Genomic DNA, 14,404 nt, shown 5'->3' on the forward strand with positions numbered 1-14,404 from the left:
AAGCCCCGCAGGCAAGGGATCTCAGCTCTTGTTCTTGGCTTCGACGTCGATGGTGTCTTTTGTGGCGCGTGTGCTGTCCTGCGTCACTTTGGCCGCTGGAGCCGCAGCCGACTCAGCGCCGCCCTGCTCGCCATCTTTGATGCCGTCCTTGAAGCCCTTGACGGCGCCGCCGAGGTCAGCACCGATGTTTTTCAGTTTTTTGGTGCCAAACACCATCACCACGATCAGCAGCACGATCAGCCAGTGCCAGATTGAAAAGGAACCCATGATTCAACTCCAGAAAGGAAACAAAGCGCTTGGACGCTGACCATGGGATTCTAAGCCCCGGCAAGAGTTCACTCCAGAACAGCCAGAGACAAAAATGGTGAGGGGTCTTCCGGGATCAACCCCGCAGCCAAGGCCGAGGACCGCCCATGACATGGACGTGCAGGTGATGCACTTCCTGCCCACCTTCAACTCCTGTGTTGCAAACTACCCGGAATCCGCCCTCGGGATAGGGATTGCAGCCTTGCTCGGCCGCCAACCGCGGGGCCAGCACCATCATGCGGCCCATGAGGCGCTCATGCTCAGACGTGAGCTGCGCCAAGGAGGGAATGTGCTGCTTGGGGACGATCAAGAAATGGACGGGCGCCCAAGGCTGAATATCGTGAAAAACAAAAAGCTCTTCGTCTTCATAGACTTTTTTGGACGGTATCTGACCGGTGACGATCTTGCAAAAAATGCAGTTGGGGTCGTTTGCACTCATGGCGGTTTAAGGGGTGGTAACACGTGCTCAACTTTCTCTCAGTTGGGACCGGTGAGGGAATTCTTGTCAAATGCCCTTATTCGGGCATGGCCCGGCTCGCGTTCATGCGAACCATGCCTTTGACAATGCGATAGAGGAACCAGATGGAAATAATGGCCCAGGCGACCATGCCTGGCAACAGAAAAATGATCCACAAAGGCAGAGTCACCAGATAGAGCACGCCCGCCCAGAGCACGGTGCGGATGCGCCACGAGAAATGGCTCTCCTGCCAGGTCCCCTCGGCGTCGGATTTTTTCACCAGATCGATTATGAGCGCGATGATCAACAGTCCTGCGCCAACCTGTGCGCCAGGGATCACGGCCGCAACCGCCACGATAAGGTGAAGCAAATAGCTGATCCAGCCAACGGTCTTGAGGGATTCGGCCTGCTCTTGCGCCCGTATCGATTGGTCCGCAACGTCTGTTTTTTCGGTCACTGGAGCGCTCCTTGGGATAACGAATTCATGACGGCTCTGAGGCATCGCGGGCTTGGGCCTTGCGCAATGCCTTCTCCTCCAGCCCGCTCAAACCCTCCCGCCGGGTGAGTTCAGCGACCACATCTGCTGGAGATCGACCGTAGTGGGCCAAGGCGATCATGGAGTGGAACCACAGGTCGGCCACTTCGTTGACCAGCGTCTGGACATCGCCGCCATGGTCACAGTCTTTGGCAGCCATCACCACTTCTGTCGCTTCCTCGCCCACCTTTTTGAGGAAAGCGTCTGGCCCTTTGTGGAGCAAGCGAGCGACATAGCTCTTCTCCGGGTTTCCACCGTTTTCTGGTTTTCGGCTTTCGATCAAGGCGGCCAAACGGGCCAGGTCGTCGTGGGTGGACATGGGAGGAGACATCACGTTTTGTAGATGGTTTCAGGAGCTTTGAGTACAGGCTCTGCGGTTTGCCATTGGCCATCGTCATAGCGCTGGTAAAAGCAGCTGTGGCGCCCGGTATGGCAAGCAATGCCGGGCTTGTGCCCGAGTTGAGTCACTTTGAGCAGCACCACGTCGTTATCGCAATCCAGCCGAATATCGTGAACCGTTTGAATGTGGCCGGATTCTTCCCCTTTGAACCACAATTTGGCGCGCGAGCGGCTGAAATACACGGCACGCTTCAACTCGGCCGTTTTCTGCAGCGCCTCACGGTTCATCCAGGCGAACATCAACACGTCACCCGTGTCGGCCTCTTGCGCAATCACAGGCACCAAGCCTTGCGCATCCCATTTCACATCGTCTAGCCAATTCATGCATGGAATCTACCATGCAGGCGGCATCGGGATCAGCTGGAATGGCGTTACGATCAGGCACACTACTTGAATCTTCACGGCCCAACAGCACTGCGCTGAACGTGGTCACAGCCTGAGGAGGGCGCTATGCGGTTCCGAACTTTGCTTTTGATTGCGCTGATCCTGTTGATTGCAGGGTTCGTGGCCCTGAACTTTGATGCCGTCATGCAAAACACCGACCTCAATCTCGGCGTGGCCCAGATTCAGGCACCACTGGGCTTGGTGATGCTCGGCATGGTGGTCGCCGTCACAGGTGTGTTTCTCGTGGCCTTGCTGTTTTTTCAGGCAGGTCACGCCATGGAAATTCGTCGCCTCACCAAGGAGATGGCTGAGCAACGCCATCTCGCCGACAAGGCCGAGGCCTCCCGCTTCACCGAGCTTCGGGAATTTCTGAAGGCGGAGATGCAAATAACAGCCGAGCGCGATGCAGAGCTGTCTGACAAACTGGCTCAGAAAATGGACTTGGTGCGGAATTCGATCACCGAAACCATTGAGCACACCGGCAATGGTTTGAGCGCTAACCTGGGCGAGCTGGAAGACAGGCTCGAGCGCCAGGCACAACTGCCTGCCCCGACCAAGTCCATCTAAGGTCCGCAGCGCCCGACAGCTTTGGAGCCCAACCCGGAGGTCGGACCTACAGGGTTCAAAGGCGAATGGGAATCCCACGCTCGGCCATGCGCGCCTTGGCTTGTCCGACGGTGTATTCCCCGTAATGAAAAATACTGGCGGCCAAGACGGCATCTGCACCGCCTTGCTGAACACCATCTGCAAGATGATCCAGATTGCCCACGCCGCCTGAAGCAATCACAGGCACGCTTACCGCATCGGCGACGGCTCGCGTGAGCGCTAGGTCAAACCCCGACTTGGTGCCATCCCGGTCCATGCTGGTGAGCAAGATCTCGCCTGCGCCCATCTCGGCCATTTGACGCGCCCATGCAACCGCGTCCAGACCGGTGTTTTTCCGGCCCCCGTGGCTGTAGACGTCCCAGCCTTCACCACGATCGAGCATGTCATCGCCAAAGCGCCGCTTGGCGTCGATGGCTACCACGATGCATTGCGATCCGTATTTGTCAGAAACTTCGCGAATGACCGCTGGCCTCGCCAGCGCTGCCGAGTTGAAGCTGGTTTTGTCTGCGCCCGCATTCAGCAGTCGACGGACGTCTTCTACTGAGCGCACCCCACCGCCGACTGTGAGGGGAATGAACACCTGCGACGCCACGGCTTCGATGATGTGCAGGATGAGGTCGCGTTCGTCTGAGGTCGCAGTGATATCCAGAAATGTGAGCTCATCGGCACCTTGATCGTTGTACCGCGCAGCGATCTCGACAGGGTCGCCTGCATCGCGCAACTCAAGAAAATTGACACCTTTGACGACCCGTCCACCGGTGACGTCGAGGCAAGGAATGATGCGTTTGGCGAGCATGAAGTAGGCACGAACTTGGGGTCAGAGAAGCCTCGACTATACAGACCGATACCGATTCAAGGCGCAGGTTGAAGACCTCGCCCGAGCGCAGGCACCGAAAGCCTCCCGACAGTTTCAAAGCCTTGGAAGTGACGTTCCAGATCCAGGTCCTACCCATTTGCAACCACTCTTCTTGCAGTTTTTCGCCGTTTTTTTCCACTCGTGAGGCTGCTGCGGTGTGTAGTGGTGGATATTGGTCAAGCCGGGGACCGGCAAGGAATCGGGCAGTTCAACGCCGGCTAGGTTAGCTCCGCTGGATTGCCCATCCTTGACATCAAAGCAAGAGCCCAGAGGCTTGGGCGGACACACAGGGACGATGGTCGACTCGATTTCCCAGGGTTCAAAAGGGACTACGCAGGCTTCTTGCAGTTTTGCAGCAGTTTGTTCGCCGGTCGCCAGCGTTTCCCAGCAAGTCACCAATGGAAACTCGGGCCGGGTCAGATCCATTTTTCCCTTTTGGATGCAAGCGATGGGTTGTGCAGAAACACCTGCTGCGCCCAGCAGCCACAGGGCACACAGGGCGCTTTTGAGCGCTGTGCGCCACGTCTTCTTTTGCATCAAAACAGGCCCCCAGAAATTTTCCCATCTCACCCACTCACAAGCCGGCAACGGGTACTACTGCATGTGCGAACAGGATGTCAGCCCATCTTCGCTGTCGGGCGATCCCTTGTACATCAGCTCAGGCTTGCCTGGGGCCTTCCAGGTACCGGGCGCCTTGCCGTCTCGGACCCCATACGGGCAGACCTTTTCGTACTGCGAGGTCCACTGCGCGTTAAAGCAGTACTGACTGACGATTTTCCAGGTACCCGTGGCGGGATTGATGCCCATCCAGCAGTGAGGTGGATACCCTTTGGAGCAAAACGAGAAGACGTCCTGATCAAACGGCAAGTTGTCGTCGAAGAACGCGCCGCCTTGGTCCTTCCCTTCGGAAACCCCGCCACAGTTTGAAGCGGCCAGCCCCCACGGCGATGCCATGGCCATCAGCAGCACAAGCAAAACACCACGCAAGTTCATGAAAGTCTCCCTGATTGCTTGCACTCTTGCGGTAGTGCACCACACATCTGCCAGTGATTATGGCCAATCAGGACTTTATTGTCAGTTGTTTTTCGTATAACTTCAGAAAATAATAGTTAAAAATAGCTATATATCTTGCCGAATCGCTCAACCGTTGAGATCGTCTGCCAATTGCTGAGCAGCTTCAAAATCAAGGTCGCCGCTGTAGATCGAGCGTCCACAGATCACGCCTTCGACCCCCTCTTCTTCTACGGCGCACAGCGCTCGAATATCCTCGAGATTGGACAGCCCGCCCGAAGCAATCACGGGGATGCTCAGGGCCTGGGCCAGTTTCACTGTGGCTTCAATGTTGATGCCGCTGAGCATGCCATCGCGTCCGATGTCGGTGTAGATGATGCCTTCGACACCGTAGTCCTGAAACTTCTTACCGAGGTCGACCACTTCGTGCCCGGTGAGCTTGCTCCACCCGTCGGTCGCGACCTTGCCGTCCTTGGCATCGAGGCCCACGATGATGTGGCCACCGAATGCTGTGCAGGCATCTTGCAGGAAGCCCGGGTTTTTCACCGCGGCCGTGCCGATGATGACGTAGCGCAAACCTGCGTCCAGGTACCGTTCAATCGTGTCCAGATCGCGGATGCCACCGCCCAGCTGCACATCGACCTCGGAACCCACTTCCTTCAGAATGGCACGGATCGCCTGCTCGTTCTTGGGTTTACCGGCAAACGCCCCATTCAAATCCACCAGGTGCACGCGTCGCGCACCTTTATCTACCCAAATTCGCGCCATGGCGGCCGGGTCTTCGCCGAACACGGTGGATTGGTCCATATCGCCTTGCTTGAGGCGAACGCACTGGCCGTCTTTGAGATCGATGGCGGGAATGAGCAACATGATGGTGGTGTCTTTCGACGGTTGATATCAGGGGTTCCAGTGAAGGAAGTTACGGTAGAGCGCCAAGCCCTGGTCAGCACTCTTCTCAGGATGAAACTGGGTGGCAAAAATATTGTCGCGAGCGATAGCCGCTGCAAAGCGTCCGCCAAAGTCCGCCTCGCCCACCGCATGACGGGGATCGACGGGCCGGGCGTAATAGCTGTGGACAAAATAGTAGTAGGCGCCATCGGCAATGCCGTTCCACAGAGGGTGCGCAGGGCCTCTTCCGAGGTCGTGAAACACGGCGTTCCAACCCATTTGCGGCACTTTGAAACGGCTGCCATCGGCCTGCAGCCGGCCTTCCAGCTGGAACCGGATCACCTCGCCCGGGATCAGCCCCAGCCCTTTTGAGGGACCCTCTTCACTGCTATCCAGCAACATTTGCATGCCCACGCAAACGCCAAACAGGGGTTTGTTGGCCGCTGCGTGCAACACAGCCTCCAGCAAGCCCGAATCGGCCAGGCCCCGGGTGCAATCGCCCATGTGGCCCTGACCAGGCAGGACGATGCGCTCAGCGCGGAACACGGCGTCAGGATCGCTGGTGACTTCGACGGACAGGCCGCTGCCGGCGGCCACGTGAGCCACGGCTTGCGACACCGAGCGCAAATTGCCACTGCCGTAGTCCACCACGGCGACTGTCTTGGTATTCATCAGAGCGAACAATCAGCAGTGGGAACTCAGAGCGAGCCTTTGGTGGAGGGAATCAGATCACCCATACGCGGATCGCGCTCCAGCGCCATGCGCAAAGCCCGGGCGAAGGCCTTGAAGACGGTTTCTGCCTGATGGTGAGCATTCTCGCCGTGCAGGTTGTCGATGTGCAGGGTCACGCCGGCGTGGTTCACAAAGCCCTGAAAGAATTCGAAAGCGAGTTGGGTGTCGAACTGGCCAACCATGCCGCTTTTGAAAGGCACGCGCATGTGCAATCCGGGTCGACCGGAGAAATCGATCACCACCCGGGACAAGGCTTCGTCCAGTGGTACGTAGGCGTGACCGTAGCGTCGGATGCCTTTTTTGTCGCCCACCGCTTTTGCAAAGGCCTGCCCCAGCGCAATGCCCACGTCTTCAACCGTGTGGTGGCCATCGATGTGCAGATCGCCCTTGGCCTGGATATCGAGGTCGATGAGGCCGTGGCGAGCGATCTGATCGAGCATGTGGTCAAAAAACCCGATGCCGGTAGACAGGTTGGCAACGCCCGTGCCGTCCAGATTGACGCGCACGCCGATCTGGGTTTCCGAGGTGTCGCGCTGGACTTGGGCCACGCGGTCGATCGCGGCCGGGGAAGAAGCTGGGGACGGGGAAGTCATAGGGTTTTCTGCAGGGCTTGAATCAGTAACGCGTTTTCTGCGGGTGTGCCCACCGTCAAACGCAGGCATTCGCCCAGCAGTGGGTGCATTTTAGAAACATTCTTGACCAGAATGCCGTCGGCTTTAAGGGCATCGAAGCACCGTTGTGCATCCGGCACACGTATCAGCACCATGTTGGCATCGCTGGCGAAGACCGTCACGCCGGGATTGTTCATCAGCGCGTCCGTCAACACGGCGCGCTGCTCTCGAATCTGGGCGGCCTGTTGGGCAAACACGCCGGCATGCTCCAAAGCAAACAAAGCGCACTCGGCATTGAGCACACTGACGTTGTAGGGTGGGCGCAGCTTGTCCACTTCCTGTACCAATGCGGCCGGCCCGACCAGGTAGCCCAGACGCACTCCAGCCAGACCAAACTTGGACAACGTGCGCATCAGCAACACATGGGCATTGGCGGCCGGATGGGCACGAATTTCATCGAGCCAGCTGTGGCTTGAGAACGGCTGGTAAGCCTCATCCATCACCACCAAGCCTCCGAAGGTGGCTGCCTCCTGGATCAGCCGACGGATCACGGCGGCATCCCAAAGATTGGCGGTGGGGTTGTTGGGGTAGGCGATGTAGGTGATGGCGGGTTGATGTTGGTGCATGGTGGCCAACATGGCGGCCTCATCCAGCTCAAACTCGGCCGTCAGTGGAACGCCGTGAAAAGCCAGACCCTGCAGTTGTGCGGCCACGGCATACATGACAAAGCCGGGCATAGGCGCCAAGATGGAGGCACCCGGCACATCACAGGCCATGGCCAGCAGGGAAATCAACTCGTCAGAGCCGTTTCCCACCATCAGGGCATACCCTTCTGGCAGGTTCACATAGGCGGCCAAGGCCTTTTTCAAGTCTTCGACTCGGGCACCTGGGTAGCGGTTGATCGCAACCGCGCCCAAACGTGCGCCCAATTCAGCCTGAAGCGCAGATGACAAGGTGAAGGGGTTCTCCATCGCGTCGAGCTTGACCATCCCCTCCGCGTTCTGAATCGCGTAGGCGTGCATGGACTGGACGTCTTGGCGGATGAATCTCGTGGGGCTGTTCAACATTTATTTTTCACCTCGCATGGCAGGGACTTCGTTCAATCGCAGTTCGGCGGCCCGGGCGTGGGCTTGCAGACCTTCTCCGTAGGCGAGCTCAGCGGCGATGAGCCCCAAGGTCTGAGCCCCTGCGGCACTGACTTCGATCAGGCTGCTGCGCTTCTGAAAATCGTACACCCCCAAGGGCGACGAAAACCGCGCCGTGCCGCTGGTGGGCAAGACATGGTTGGGGCCTGCGCAGTAGTCACCCAGACTTTCACTGGTGTAAGCGCCCAGAAAAATAGCCCCCGCGTGTTTGAGCAACGGCTCCCACCGGTGCGGTTCGGCACTGGAAACCTCCAGATGCTCGGGCGCAATACGGTTGCTGAGGGCGCAAGCCTCGGCCATGTCACGGGTGTGGATCAGCGCCCCGCGATCGTTGAGGCTTTTGGCGATGATGGCCGCACGAGGCATTGCAGGGAGGAGTCGGTCCATCTCGGCTTGTACGGCGTCCAGGTAGGCCTCATCGGGGCACAACAGGATGCTTTGCGCCAGTTCGTCGTGTTCGGCCTGGCTGAACAAATCCATGGCCACCCATTCGGCGGGCGTGCTGCCATCGGCCAGGACCAGAATTTCGCTCGGACCCGCAATCATGTCGATACCAACCGTGCCAAACACGCGTTTTTTGGCGCTGGCCACATAGGCATTGCCAGGGCCTGTGATCTTGTCTACTTTGGGAACCGTCACCGTGCCGAATGCCAAGGCGGCCACCGCCTGGGCGCCGCCGATGGTGAACGCCCGCGACACGCCTGCCACGTACGCTGCCGCAAGCACCAGCATGTTCTTCTCGCCGCGCGGGGTGGGCACGACCATGATGATCTCGGGTACACCGGCCACATGGGCAGGAATCGCGTTCATCAACACACTGGACGGATACGCTGCCTTGCCCCCAGGAACATAAATGCCCACGCGGTCCAGCGGAGTGACCTTTTGACCCAGCAAGGTGCCGTCTTCGTCTCGATAGCTCCAGCTTTCACCAGAGGCTTTTTTCTGGGCCTCATGGTAGGAGCGAACCCGGCTCGCAGCGGCTACCAGTGCGTTGCGCTGCGCAGGGGGCAAACCCTCAAACGCCGCCTTGAGCTCCGCCTGAGTAAGCTCGAGTGCCTCAACGCCGTCTCGCACCAAACTGTCGAACCGGGCCGTGTACTCCAGCACTGCGGCATCACCACGCTGCTGGACGTCGACCAGGATATCGGCCACCCGCTGCTCGATCGCACCATCGACCTCAGCGGACCAATGCAACTTGGCCGAAAACTGCTCCTCAAAATCGGGAGCGACGGTGGACAGGCGAAGGGGCTTGGCAGAGAGGCTCATGTCGAGGCAGTGGAGGTCTTGGCAATGGCTCGGGAGAAAGCGTCAAGAATGGGGCGAATCGCCGCCTGCTTGAGTTTGAGCGCAGCCTGGTTGACGACCAGGCGGGAGCTGATGTCCATGATGCGCTCGACTTCGACCAGATGGTTGGCCTTGAGGGTGTTGCCCGTGGACACCAGATCCACAATGGCATCGGCCAAGCCGGTGAGTGGTGCAAGCTCCATGCTGCCATACAGCTTGATCAAGTCAACGTGCACACCCTTGCTGGCGAAGAACTCGCGCGCAATGGCGGTGTATTTGGTGGCCACCCGAAGCCGAGAACCCTGGCGCACCGCCGTTGCGTAGTCAAAATCAGCGCGCACGGCCACGCTCATGCGGCATTTCGCGATCTCAAGATCCAACGGTTGGTACAAGCCTTGTCCGCCATGCTCAATCAGTGTGTCTTTGCCAGTGACCCCCACATCAGCGCCACCGTGCTCCACATAGGTGGGTACATCGGTGGCCCGCACCAGCACCACCCGAACACCCGGTTGGTTGGTGGGCAATATCAGCTTGCGCGATTTGTCGGGATCTTCCAGTACTTCAATACCTGCCGCTGCCAGCAAAGGCAGGGTTTCTTCAAAAATGCGGCCCTTGGAGAGTGCGAGCGTGATCATGCCTTCATCCTTTGACGCGATTGATCTGTGCGCCAATGCTGCGCAGCTTTTCTTCCATCTGGTCGTAGCCTCGGTCCAGATGGTAGATACGGTCCACCACCGTTTCACCGTCGGCCACCAGGCCCGCAATCACCAGGCTCGCAGACGCGCGAAGGTCGGTCGCCATGACGGTCGCGCCAGACAGCTTGGCCACGCCCTCCACCACAGCGATCTTGCCATCGGTCTGGATGTGAGCACCCAACCGCACCAGCTCATTGACGTGCATGAAGCGGTTTTCGAAGATGGTCTCGGTGACCTTGGCTGTACCTTCCGCGATGCAGTTGAGCACCATGAACTGGGCTTGCATGTCGGTGGGGAAGCCCGGGTACTCGGTCGTGCGGAAGGTCTGGGCTTTGAGGCGACCCGATGCCCGCACGCGGACAAAGGGCCCATCCTCGTTCTGCCCTGCCTCCACTTCGGCGCCCGCTTCGCGCAGCTTGTCCACCACGGCATCCATGTGATCCATACGCGCATGGCGCAGAATCACATCGCCGCCGGTTGCGGCTACGGCGCACAGGAAGGTGCCCGCTTCGATGCGATCGGCCACCACCTGGTGGGTGCATCCGTGCAAGCGATCCACACCCTGAATGTGGATGCGACTGGTGCCGTGGCCCTCAATCTTCGCGCCCATGGCGATCAGCATCTCGGCAAGATCGGGGATCTCGGGTTCCTGGGCGGCATTTTCCAGCACCGTTTCACCCTGTGCCAATGCAGCGGCCATGAGGAAGTTCTCTGTCCCGGTCACGGTCACCATGTCGGTCGCAATGCGTGCGCCTTGCAGGCGTTTACGTCCACCCCCCAGTCGCGCCACCATGTAGCCGTGTTCCACATCGATCTCGGCACCCATGGCCTGCAGGCCTTTAAGGTGCTGGTCCACTGGACGGGAACCAATGGCGCACCCCCCTGGCAGGGACACCTTGGCATGGCCAAAACGTGCCAGCAACGGCCCCAACACGAGCACCGAAGCGCGCATGGTCTTCACCAGCTCGTAGGGCGCCTCAGCCAAGATCGGATCAGCGGCGTGGAAGGACATGCCACCGCGGTCTCCGTGGGTTTCCGTCTTGACACCCATGTTGTCGAGCAAGCGGCGCATCGTGGCCACGTCTTGCAAACGGGGAACGTTGAGCAAGCGCACAGGCTCGTCGGTCAGCAGGGTGGCGCACATTTCGGGCAGCGCCGCGTTCTTGGCACCAGAAATGACCACCTCGCCATTGAGAGGGTGGCCGCCAGTGATTTGCAGTTTGTCCATGGAGAATTCTTTCAGTTGTCGGCGGAACGCTGCTCAATTGGCATCCCAGATACCGCTCTCAGCCAGGTCGCCGCAGAACCGGCTCTGCCGGGCTGCCAGCGACGCCCTCTGGGGGATGGCGCGAAGCGGCGCGGGGGGACGCTATTTGTTTTGCCATTCGGCGGGAGTGTGGGTCTTCATGGACAAGGCGTGCACCTCATCGGTCTTGATCCTTGCGCCCAGCGTGTCGTAAACCTTTTTATGGCGCGCAATCAATCGCAAGCCTTCAAAGGCCGGAGACACGATCACGGCAGACCAATGCCGGCCATCGCCGGAGACTTCGATGTGGTCACAGGGCAGGCCTGCAGCGATGAGCGATTGGAGTTCTTCAGCGGTCATAACAATAAACAATTAACAAACGGTTGGACGTTTTCAGCTCAGTGGCGGGTCTTGTAGCCCGTGCGCAGCAAATGCAATCCGATGGCACTCACCACAGCCAGTGCACCGCCCACCAAAATCAGGCTGATCCACGGCGACACATCGCTCACGCCAAAAAAGCCATAGCGAAAACCGTCGATCATGTAGAAGAACGGATTGAGATGGCTCACACGCTGCCAAATCTCTGGCAGTGAATGAATTGAGTAGAACACGCCCGATAAAAACGTCATGGGCATGATGATGAAGTTTTGAAACGCCGCCATTTGATCAAATTTCTCGGCCCACAGACCCGCGATCAGGCCCAGGCCACCCAGCAAGGCTGCGCCCATGAATCCAAACACGAGAATCCAGACAGGTGCTGCAAATGGCGGGCGAGCGAACCACCAGGTCACCAGCATCACTCCCGCTCCCACGGCCAGCCCACGCACCACCGACGACCCAACGTAGGCCACAAACCAGGCGCGATGGGACAACGGCGTGAGCTGTAGAAACACCAAGTTGCCCATCACCTTGCTCTGGATCAGTGAGCTGCTGCTGTTGGCAAACGCGTTTTGCAAAACACTCATCATCACCAGACCCGGCAACAGAAAGGCGGTGTAGCTGACCGACTCGTACACCTCAACCCGGCCCTCAAGCACATGGCCAAAGATCATCATGTAAAGAATGGCCGTGATCACCGGCGCGGCCACAGTTTGGAATCCTACTTTCCAGAAACGCAGGATTTCCTTGTAAAACAGCATTTGCCAACCGTTCATTCCGCCGTTCCTTGTTTTTTGAGCGCCGCGTTGCTGCCCTGAATCAGCTCCAGGAACACGTCTTCCAGGTCGGCCTTCCGTATTTCAATGTCGTCTGCGGTGGCTCCTGCCTCGCGCACTTTCGTCAGGATGCGCTCGACGGCCAAGGCATCGTTGGCGGGCAACTGCACCACTCGGCCCGTGATCCGCGCTTGAGCGGCCAGATCGGCCGGCAAGACGTCATCGGTTTTGAAACGCAAAATATTGGAAGCAGCTCTCTTGAGCAATTCCGAAGTGCGGTCCAGCGCCACCACCTCACCGCGGTTGAGCAAGGCAAGGCGGCCACACAGCGCTTCTGCTTCTTCCAGGTAATGGGTGGTCAGCAGCACCGTGCTGCCCTGCTTGTTGAGCTGGGAAACGAATTGCCACAGCGTTTGCCGCAGCTCGACATCGACGCCCGCCGTGGGCTCGTCGAGAACGATCACTTGAGGTTTGTGCACCAGCGCCAGCGCCACCAGCACGCGGCGCTTCATGCCCCCCGAGAGCTGGCGCATGTTGGCGGTCGCTTTGTCGGTCAGACCCAGGCTGTGCAAGAGCTCATCGATCCACGCACCATTCTTTTGAATGCCAAAATAACCCGACTGGAAGCGGAGCGCCTCGCGCACAGTGAAGAACGGGTCGAAGACCAGCTCCTGCGGCACCACCCCCAAGGCGCGACGTGCGGCCTGGTAGTCGGTTTGAACATCATGGCCCTGCACGCGGGCAACACCACCGGTGGCCTTCGCCAGGCCAGCGAGTACGCTGATCAACGTTGTCTTACCAGCCCCGTTGGGCCCGAGCAAGCCAAAGAACTCACCCTGCTCGATGTCGAAAGACACAGACTTCAGAGCGTGCAGTTCACCGCTGGGCGTGGCGTAGGTTTTGGAGACGTGTTGAAACGAGACGGCTGGCATGAAGGGGCGCTGGACCTCGGGGCACGCCACCTGGGGCAGGACATCTGCTCGATGGGTGGCGAACCTGACATTTTAAGCGGGTCCGCGAAAGACCGCCCGAGCAAGGGCTAGAACCGCTGATTCAAGCCGCCAGCAGCTCGCTCACACCATACAGCTTGACCAAATCGGCCAGGCGCTGCGGCCAGCCATCAACGCTGAGCTTCTTGCCTTGAGCCAGCAAGTTGCTGCGCAATGTCAGCAAGACCGCTACGGCCGACGTGTCAAAGACCTGTAAACCACTGGCATCCAGGGTCACTTGTGCTCCGGGCAACTTGGCCAAGGCCTGGTTGAGCTCGTCCAGCACCTGCACCGCCTCCTGCAACGTGACACGCTCAGGGAGTCGGACAAAGGAATCTGACGTATCAACAGCAGCCATGGTTTTCATCTTCAGCCAGCTTTGGCCGCGGCCGCCGCTTTGTTGCGCTGAGCCAAGGTCGCAATCAGGCCATCGATGCCCTTGCTGTTGATTTCTTGGGCAAACTGGCTGCGATAGGTATCCACCAGCCAGATTCCAAGCACATTCAAATCATAGATTTTCCAACCCTCACTGGTCTTCTCAAGGCGGTAGTCCAGCTGGATCGGCTCGCCTCGGCCCCGCACCTCAGAGCGCACCACCACGTCGGTGTCCTCTGGGCGGAAACGGGAAGGACGGAACGACAAGGACTGGTCCTTCACCTCACCCAATGCGCCCGCATAGGTGCGCACCAGCAACAGCTTGAACTCGGCCTGCAAGGCTTTTTGTTGCTCAGGCGTCGCCTGCCGCCAGAACCTGCCAACGGCAGATGACGTCATTCGGGAGAAATTCACGTGGGGCATGATCTTGGTATCGACCAAGGTCACGATTCGCCCGACATCTCCACCCTGAATGGCAGCATCGGCTTTGATGGTGTCCATCACCTGCCCAGACACGCGCTGCACCAAGGCATCGGGCGCCTCGTCGGCGGCAAAGGTCATGGGGCTGATCAGGGCGGCACTCACGATCACGAGGGCGGACATCCATTGGCGGCGTTGAATCATTTTATTTTCCTTCTGTGGGCGAGACACCTGAATGGTGCGAGTCGCCTTGGGTTGAGACTGCCACTGTAAAGCCACAGTCCACCAGTTTTGTATCGCTTGTGTAATTG

20 protein-coding genes are annotated in these 14,404 nt (G+C 58.9%); 1 reads left to right on the forward strand and 19 read right to left on the reverse strand.

The window, feature by feature from the left end:
* Window positions 1-21 precede the first annotated feature (21 nt).
* The 5 genes from tatA to hisI all read right to left on the reverse strand — a co-directional run bounded on the left by tatA (window position 22) and on the right by hisI (window position 2,030).
* Entirely contained in the window at window positions 22-267 is a 246-nt protein-coding gene (gene tatA, locus E5678_RS12155) for a Sec-independent protein translocase subunit TatA (RefSeq protein WP_136178770.1), read from the reverse strand.
* 115 nt (window positions 268-382) lie between these two features.
* A complete protein-coding gene (locus tag E5678_RS12160; protein ID WP_136178771.1) occupies window positions 383-745 on the reverse strand; it encodes a histidine triad nucleotide-binding protein in 363 nt (120 codons plus the stop codon).
* Window positions 746-821: 76 nt separating this feature from the next.
* Complete coding sequence (locus E5678_RS12165) at window positions 822-1,220, reverse strand: hypothetical protein (RefSeq protein WP_247596760.1); 399 nt, start codon at window positions 1,218-1,220, stop codon at window positions 822-824.
* 25 nt (window positions 1,221-1,245) lie between these two features.
* Window positions 1,246-1,629 (reverse strand): phosphoribosyl-ATP diphosphatase, encoded by a 384-nt coding sequence (locus tag E5678_RS12170; protein WP_136180753.1) that lies wholly within the window; start codon window positions 1,627-1,629, stop codon window positions 1,246-1,248.
* Window positions 1,629-2,030 (reverse strand): phosphoribosyl-AMP cyclohydrolase, encoded by a 402-nt coding sequence (gene hisI / locus E5678_RS12175; protein ID WP_210732062.1) that lies wholly within the window; start codon window positions 2,028-2,030, stop codon window positions 1,629-1,631. Before hisI ends, E5678_RS12170 begins: the two co-directional genes overlap by 1 nt.
* A 117-nt stretch (window positions 2,031-2,147) precedes the next feature.
* On the opposite strand from hisI, the gene E5678_RS12180 reads away from it, so the two are divergent.
* Window positions 2,148-2,648, forward strand: a complete 501-nt coding sequence (locus E5678_RS12180; protein WP_136178773.1) for a lipopolysaccharide assembly protein LapA domain-containing protein — start codon at window positions 2,148-2,150, stop codon at window positions 2,646-2,648.
* 55 nt (window positions 2,649-2,703) lie between these two features.
* Here the strand turns inward: E5678_RS12180 and hisF are convergent, their stop codons facing one another.
* From hisF to E5678_RS12250, 14 genes are all read right to left on the reverse strand, one after another.
* The gene (gene hisF, locus E5678_RS12185) at window positions 2,704-3,483 is read right to left on the reverse strand and encodes an imidazole glycerol phosphate synthase subunit HisF (protein ID WP_136178774.1); all 780 of its coding nucleotides are present in this window, start codon (window positions 3,481-3,483) and stop codon (window positions 2,704-2,706) included.
* A 654-nt stretch (window positions 3,484-4,137) separates the two neighbouring features.
* Window positions 4,138-4,536, reverse strand: a complete 399-nt coding sequence (locus tag E5678_RS12190; protein WP_136178775.1) for a hypothetical protein — start codon at window positions 4,534-4,536, stop codon at window positions 4,138-4,140.
* 147 nt (window positions 4,537-4,683) lie between these two features.
* The gene (gene hisA, locus E5678_RS12195) at window positions 4,684-5,424 is read right to left on the reverse strand and encodes a 1-(5-phosphoribosyl)-5-[(5-phosphoribosylamino)methylideneamino]imidazole-4-carboxamide isomerase (RefSeq protein ID WP_136178776.1); all 741 of its coding nucleotides are present in this window, start codon (window positions 5,422-5,424) and stop codon (window positions 4,684-4,686) included.
* Between the two features lie 27 nt (window positions 5,425-5,451).
* The gene (gene hisH / locus E5678_RS12200; protein ID WP_136178777.1) at window positions 5,452-6,114 is read right to left on the reverse strand and encodes an imidazole glycerol phosphate synthase subunit HisH; all 663 of its coding nucleotides are present in this window, start codon (window positions 6,112-6,114) and stop codon (window positions 5,452-5,454) included.
* Between the two features lie 26 nt (window positions 6,115-6,140).
* Window positions 6,141-6,767, reverse strand: a complete 627-nt coding sequence (gene hisB, locus E5678_RS12205; RefSeq protein ID WP_136178778.1) for an imidazoleglycerol-phosphate dehydratase HisB — start codon at window positions 6,765-6,767, stop codon at window positions 6,141-6,143.
* Window positions 6,764-7,852, reverse strand: coding sequence for a histidinol-phosphate transaminase (hisC, locus tag E5678_RS12210; protein ID WP_136178779.1), 1,089 nt, complete (start codon window positions 7,850-7,852; stop codon window positions 6,764-6,766). Before hisC ends, hisB begins: the two co-directional genes overlap by 4 nt.
* The gene (gene hisD, locus E5678_RS12215; RefSeq protein WP_136178780.1) at window positions 7,853-9,196 is read right to left on the reverse strand and encodes a histidinol dehydrogenase; all 1,344 of its coding nucleotides are present in this window, start codon (window positions 9,194-9,196) and stop codon (window positions 7,853-7,855) included. It abuts the gene before it with no gap.
* Complete coding sequence (gene hisG / locus E5678_RS12220; protein WP_136178781.1) at window positions 9,193-9,849, reverse strand: ATP phosphoribosyltransferase; 657 nt, start codon at window positions 9,847-9,849, stop codon at window positions 9,193-9,195. Before hisG ends, hisD begins: the two co-directional genes overlap by 4 nt.
* Before the next feature lie 4 nt (window positions 9,850-9,853).
* A complete protein-coding gene (gene murA / locus E5678_RS12225) occupies window positions 9,854-11,137 on the reverse strand; it encodes a UDP-N-acetylglucosamine 1-carboxyvinyltransferase (protein ID WP_136178782.1) in 1,284 nt (427 codons plus the stop codon).
* A gap of 141 nt (window positions 11,138-11,278) precedes the next feature.
* On the reverse strand, window positions 11,279-11,515 hold the full coding sequence (locus tag E5678_RS12230; protein ID WP_136178783.1) for a BolA family protein: 237 nt from the start codon (window positions 11,513-11,515) through the stop codon (window positions 11,279-11,281).
* 38 nt (window positions 11,516-11,553) lie between these two features.
* Window positions 11,554-12,309 carry an ABC transporter permease gene (locus E5678_RS12235; protein WP_136178784.1) on the reverse strand — a complete coding sequence of 252 codons (756 nt, stop codon included), beginning with the start codon at window positions 12,307-12,309 and terminating at the stop codon, window positions 11,554-11,556.
* Complete coding sequence (locus E5678_RS12240) at window positions 12,306-13,241, reverse strand: ABC transporter ATP-binding protein (RefSeq protein WP_136178785.1); 936 nt, start codon at window positions 13,239-13,241, stop codon at window positions 12,306-12,308. Before E5678_RS12240 ends, E5678_RS12235 begins: the two co-directional genes overlap by 4 nt.
* A 121-nt stretch (window positions 13,242-13,362) precedes the next feature.
* Window positions 13,363-13,656 (reverse strand): STAS domain-containing protein, encoded by a 294-nt coding sequence (locus E5678_RS12245; RefSeq protein WP_136178786.1) that lies wholly within the window; start codon window positions 13,654-13,656, stop codon window positions 13,363-13,365.
* An 11-nt stretch (window positions 13,657-13,667) separates the two neighbouring features.
* The gene (locus E5678_RS12250) at window positions 13,668-14,297 is read right to left on the reverse strand and encodes an ABC transporter substrate-binding protein (protein WP_247596761.1); all 630 of its coding nucleotides are present in this window, start codon (window positions 14,295-14,297) and stop codon (window positions 13,668-13,670) included.
* Window positions 14,298-14,404 lie beyond the last annotated feature (107 nt).

Source organism: Hydrogenophaga sp. PAMC20947 (genome assembly GCF_004795855.1).
Taxonomy (GTDB): Bacteria; Pseudomonadota; Gammaproteobacteria; order Burkholderiales; family Burkholderiaceae_C; genus Hydrogenophaga.

Coding starts and splice junctions, on each gene's coding strand:
- hisD (WP_136178780.1), bottom strand. CDS start 9,196: ATGAGCCTCTCTGCCAAGCCCCTTCGCCTGTCCACCGTCGCTCCCGAT.
- hisA (WP_136178776.1), bottom strand. CDS start 5,424: ATGTTGCTCATTCCCGCCATCGATCTCAAAGACGGCCAGTGCGTTCGC.
- hisH (WP_136178777.1), bottom strand. CDS start 6,114: ATGAATACCAAGACAGTCGCCGTGGTGGACTACGGCAGTGGCAATTTG.
- E5678_RS12245 (WP_136178786.1), bottom strand. CDS start 13,656: ATGGCTGCTGTTGATACGTCAGATTCCTTTGTCCGACTCCCTGAGCGT.
- E5678_RS12180 (WP_136178773.1), top strand. CDS start 2,148: ATGCGGTTCCGAACTTTGCTTTTGATTGCGCTGATCCTGTTGATTGCA.
- tatA (WP_136178770.1), bottom strand. CDS start 267: ATGGGTTCCTTTTCAATCTGGCACTGGCTGATCGTGCTGCTGATCGTG.
- hisG (WP_136178781.1), bottom strand. CDS start 9,849: ATGATCACGCTCGCACTCTCCAAGGGCCGCATTTTTGAAGAAACCCTG.
- murA (WP_136178782.1), bottom strand. CDS start 11,137: ATGGACAAACTGCAAATCACTGGCGGCCACCCTCTCAATGGCGAGGTG.
- E5678_RS12160 (WP_136178771.1), bottom strand. CDS start 745: ATGAGTGCAAACGACCCCAACTGCATTTTTTGCAAGATCGTCACCGGT.
- E5678_RS12235 (WP_136178784.1), bottom strand. CDS start 12,309: ATGAACGGTTGGCAAATGCTGTTTTACAAGGAAATCCTGCGTTTCTGG.
- E5678_RS12230 (WP_136178783.1), bottom strand. CDS start 11,515: ATGACCGCTGAAGAACTCCAATCGCTCATCGCTGCAGGCCTGCCCTGT.
- E5678_RS12240 (WP_136178785.1), bottom strand. CDS start 13,241: ATGCCAGCCGTCTCGTTTCAACACGTCTCCAAAACCTACGCCACGCCC.
- E5678_RS12170 (WP_136180753.1), bottom strand. CDS start 1,629: ATGTCTCCTCCCATGTCCACCCACGACGACCTGGCCCGTTTGGCCGCC.
- hisC (WP_136178779.1), bottom strand. CDS start 7,852: ATGTTGAACAGCCCCACGAGATTCATCCGCCAAGACGTCCAGTCCATG.
- E5678_RS12190 (WP_136178775.1), bottom strand. CDS start 4,536: ATGAACTTGCGTGGTGTTTTGCTTGTGCTGCTGATGGCCATGGCATCG.
- E5678_RS12250 (WP_247596761.1), bottom strand. CDS start 14,297: ATGATTCAACGCCGCCAATGGATGTCCGCCCTCGTGATCGTGAGTGCC.
- hisF (WP_136178774.1), bottom strand. CDS start 3,483: ATGCTCGCCAAACGCATCATTCCTTGCCTCGACGTCACCGGTGGACGG.
- hisB (WP_136178778.1), bottom strand. CDS start 6,767: ATGACTTCCCCGTCCCCAGCTTCTTCCCCGGCCGCGATCGACCGCGTG.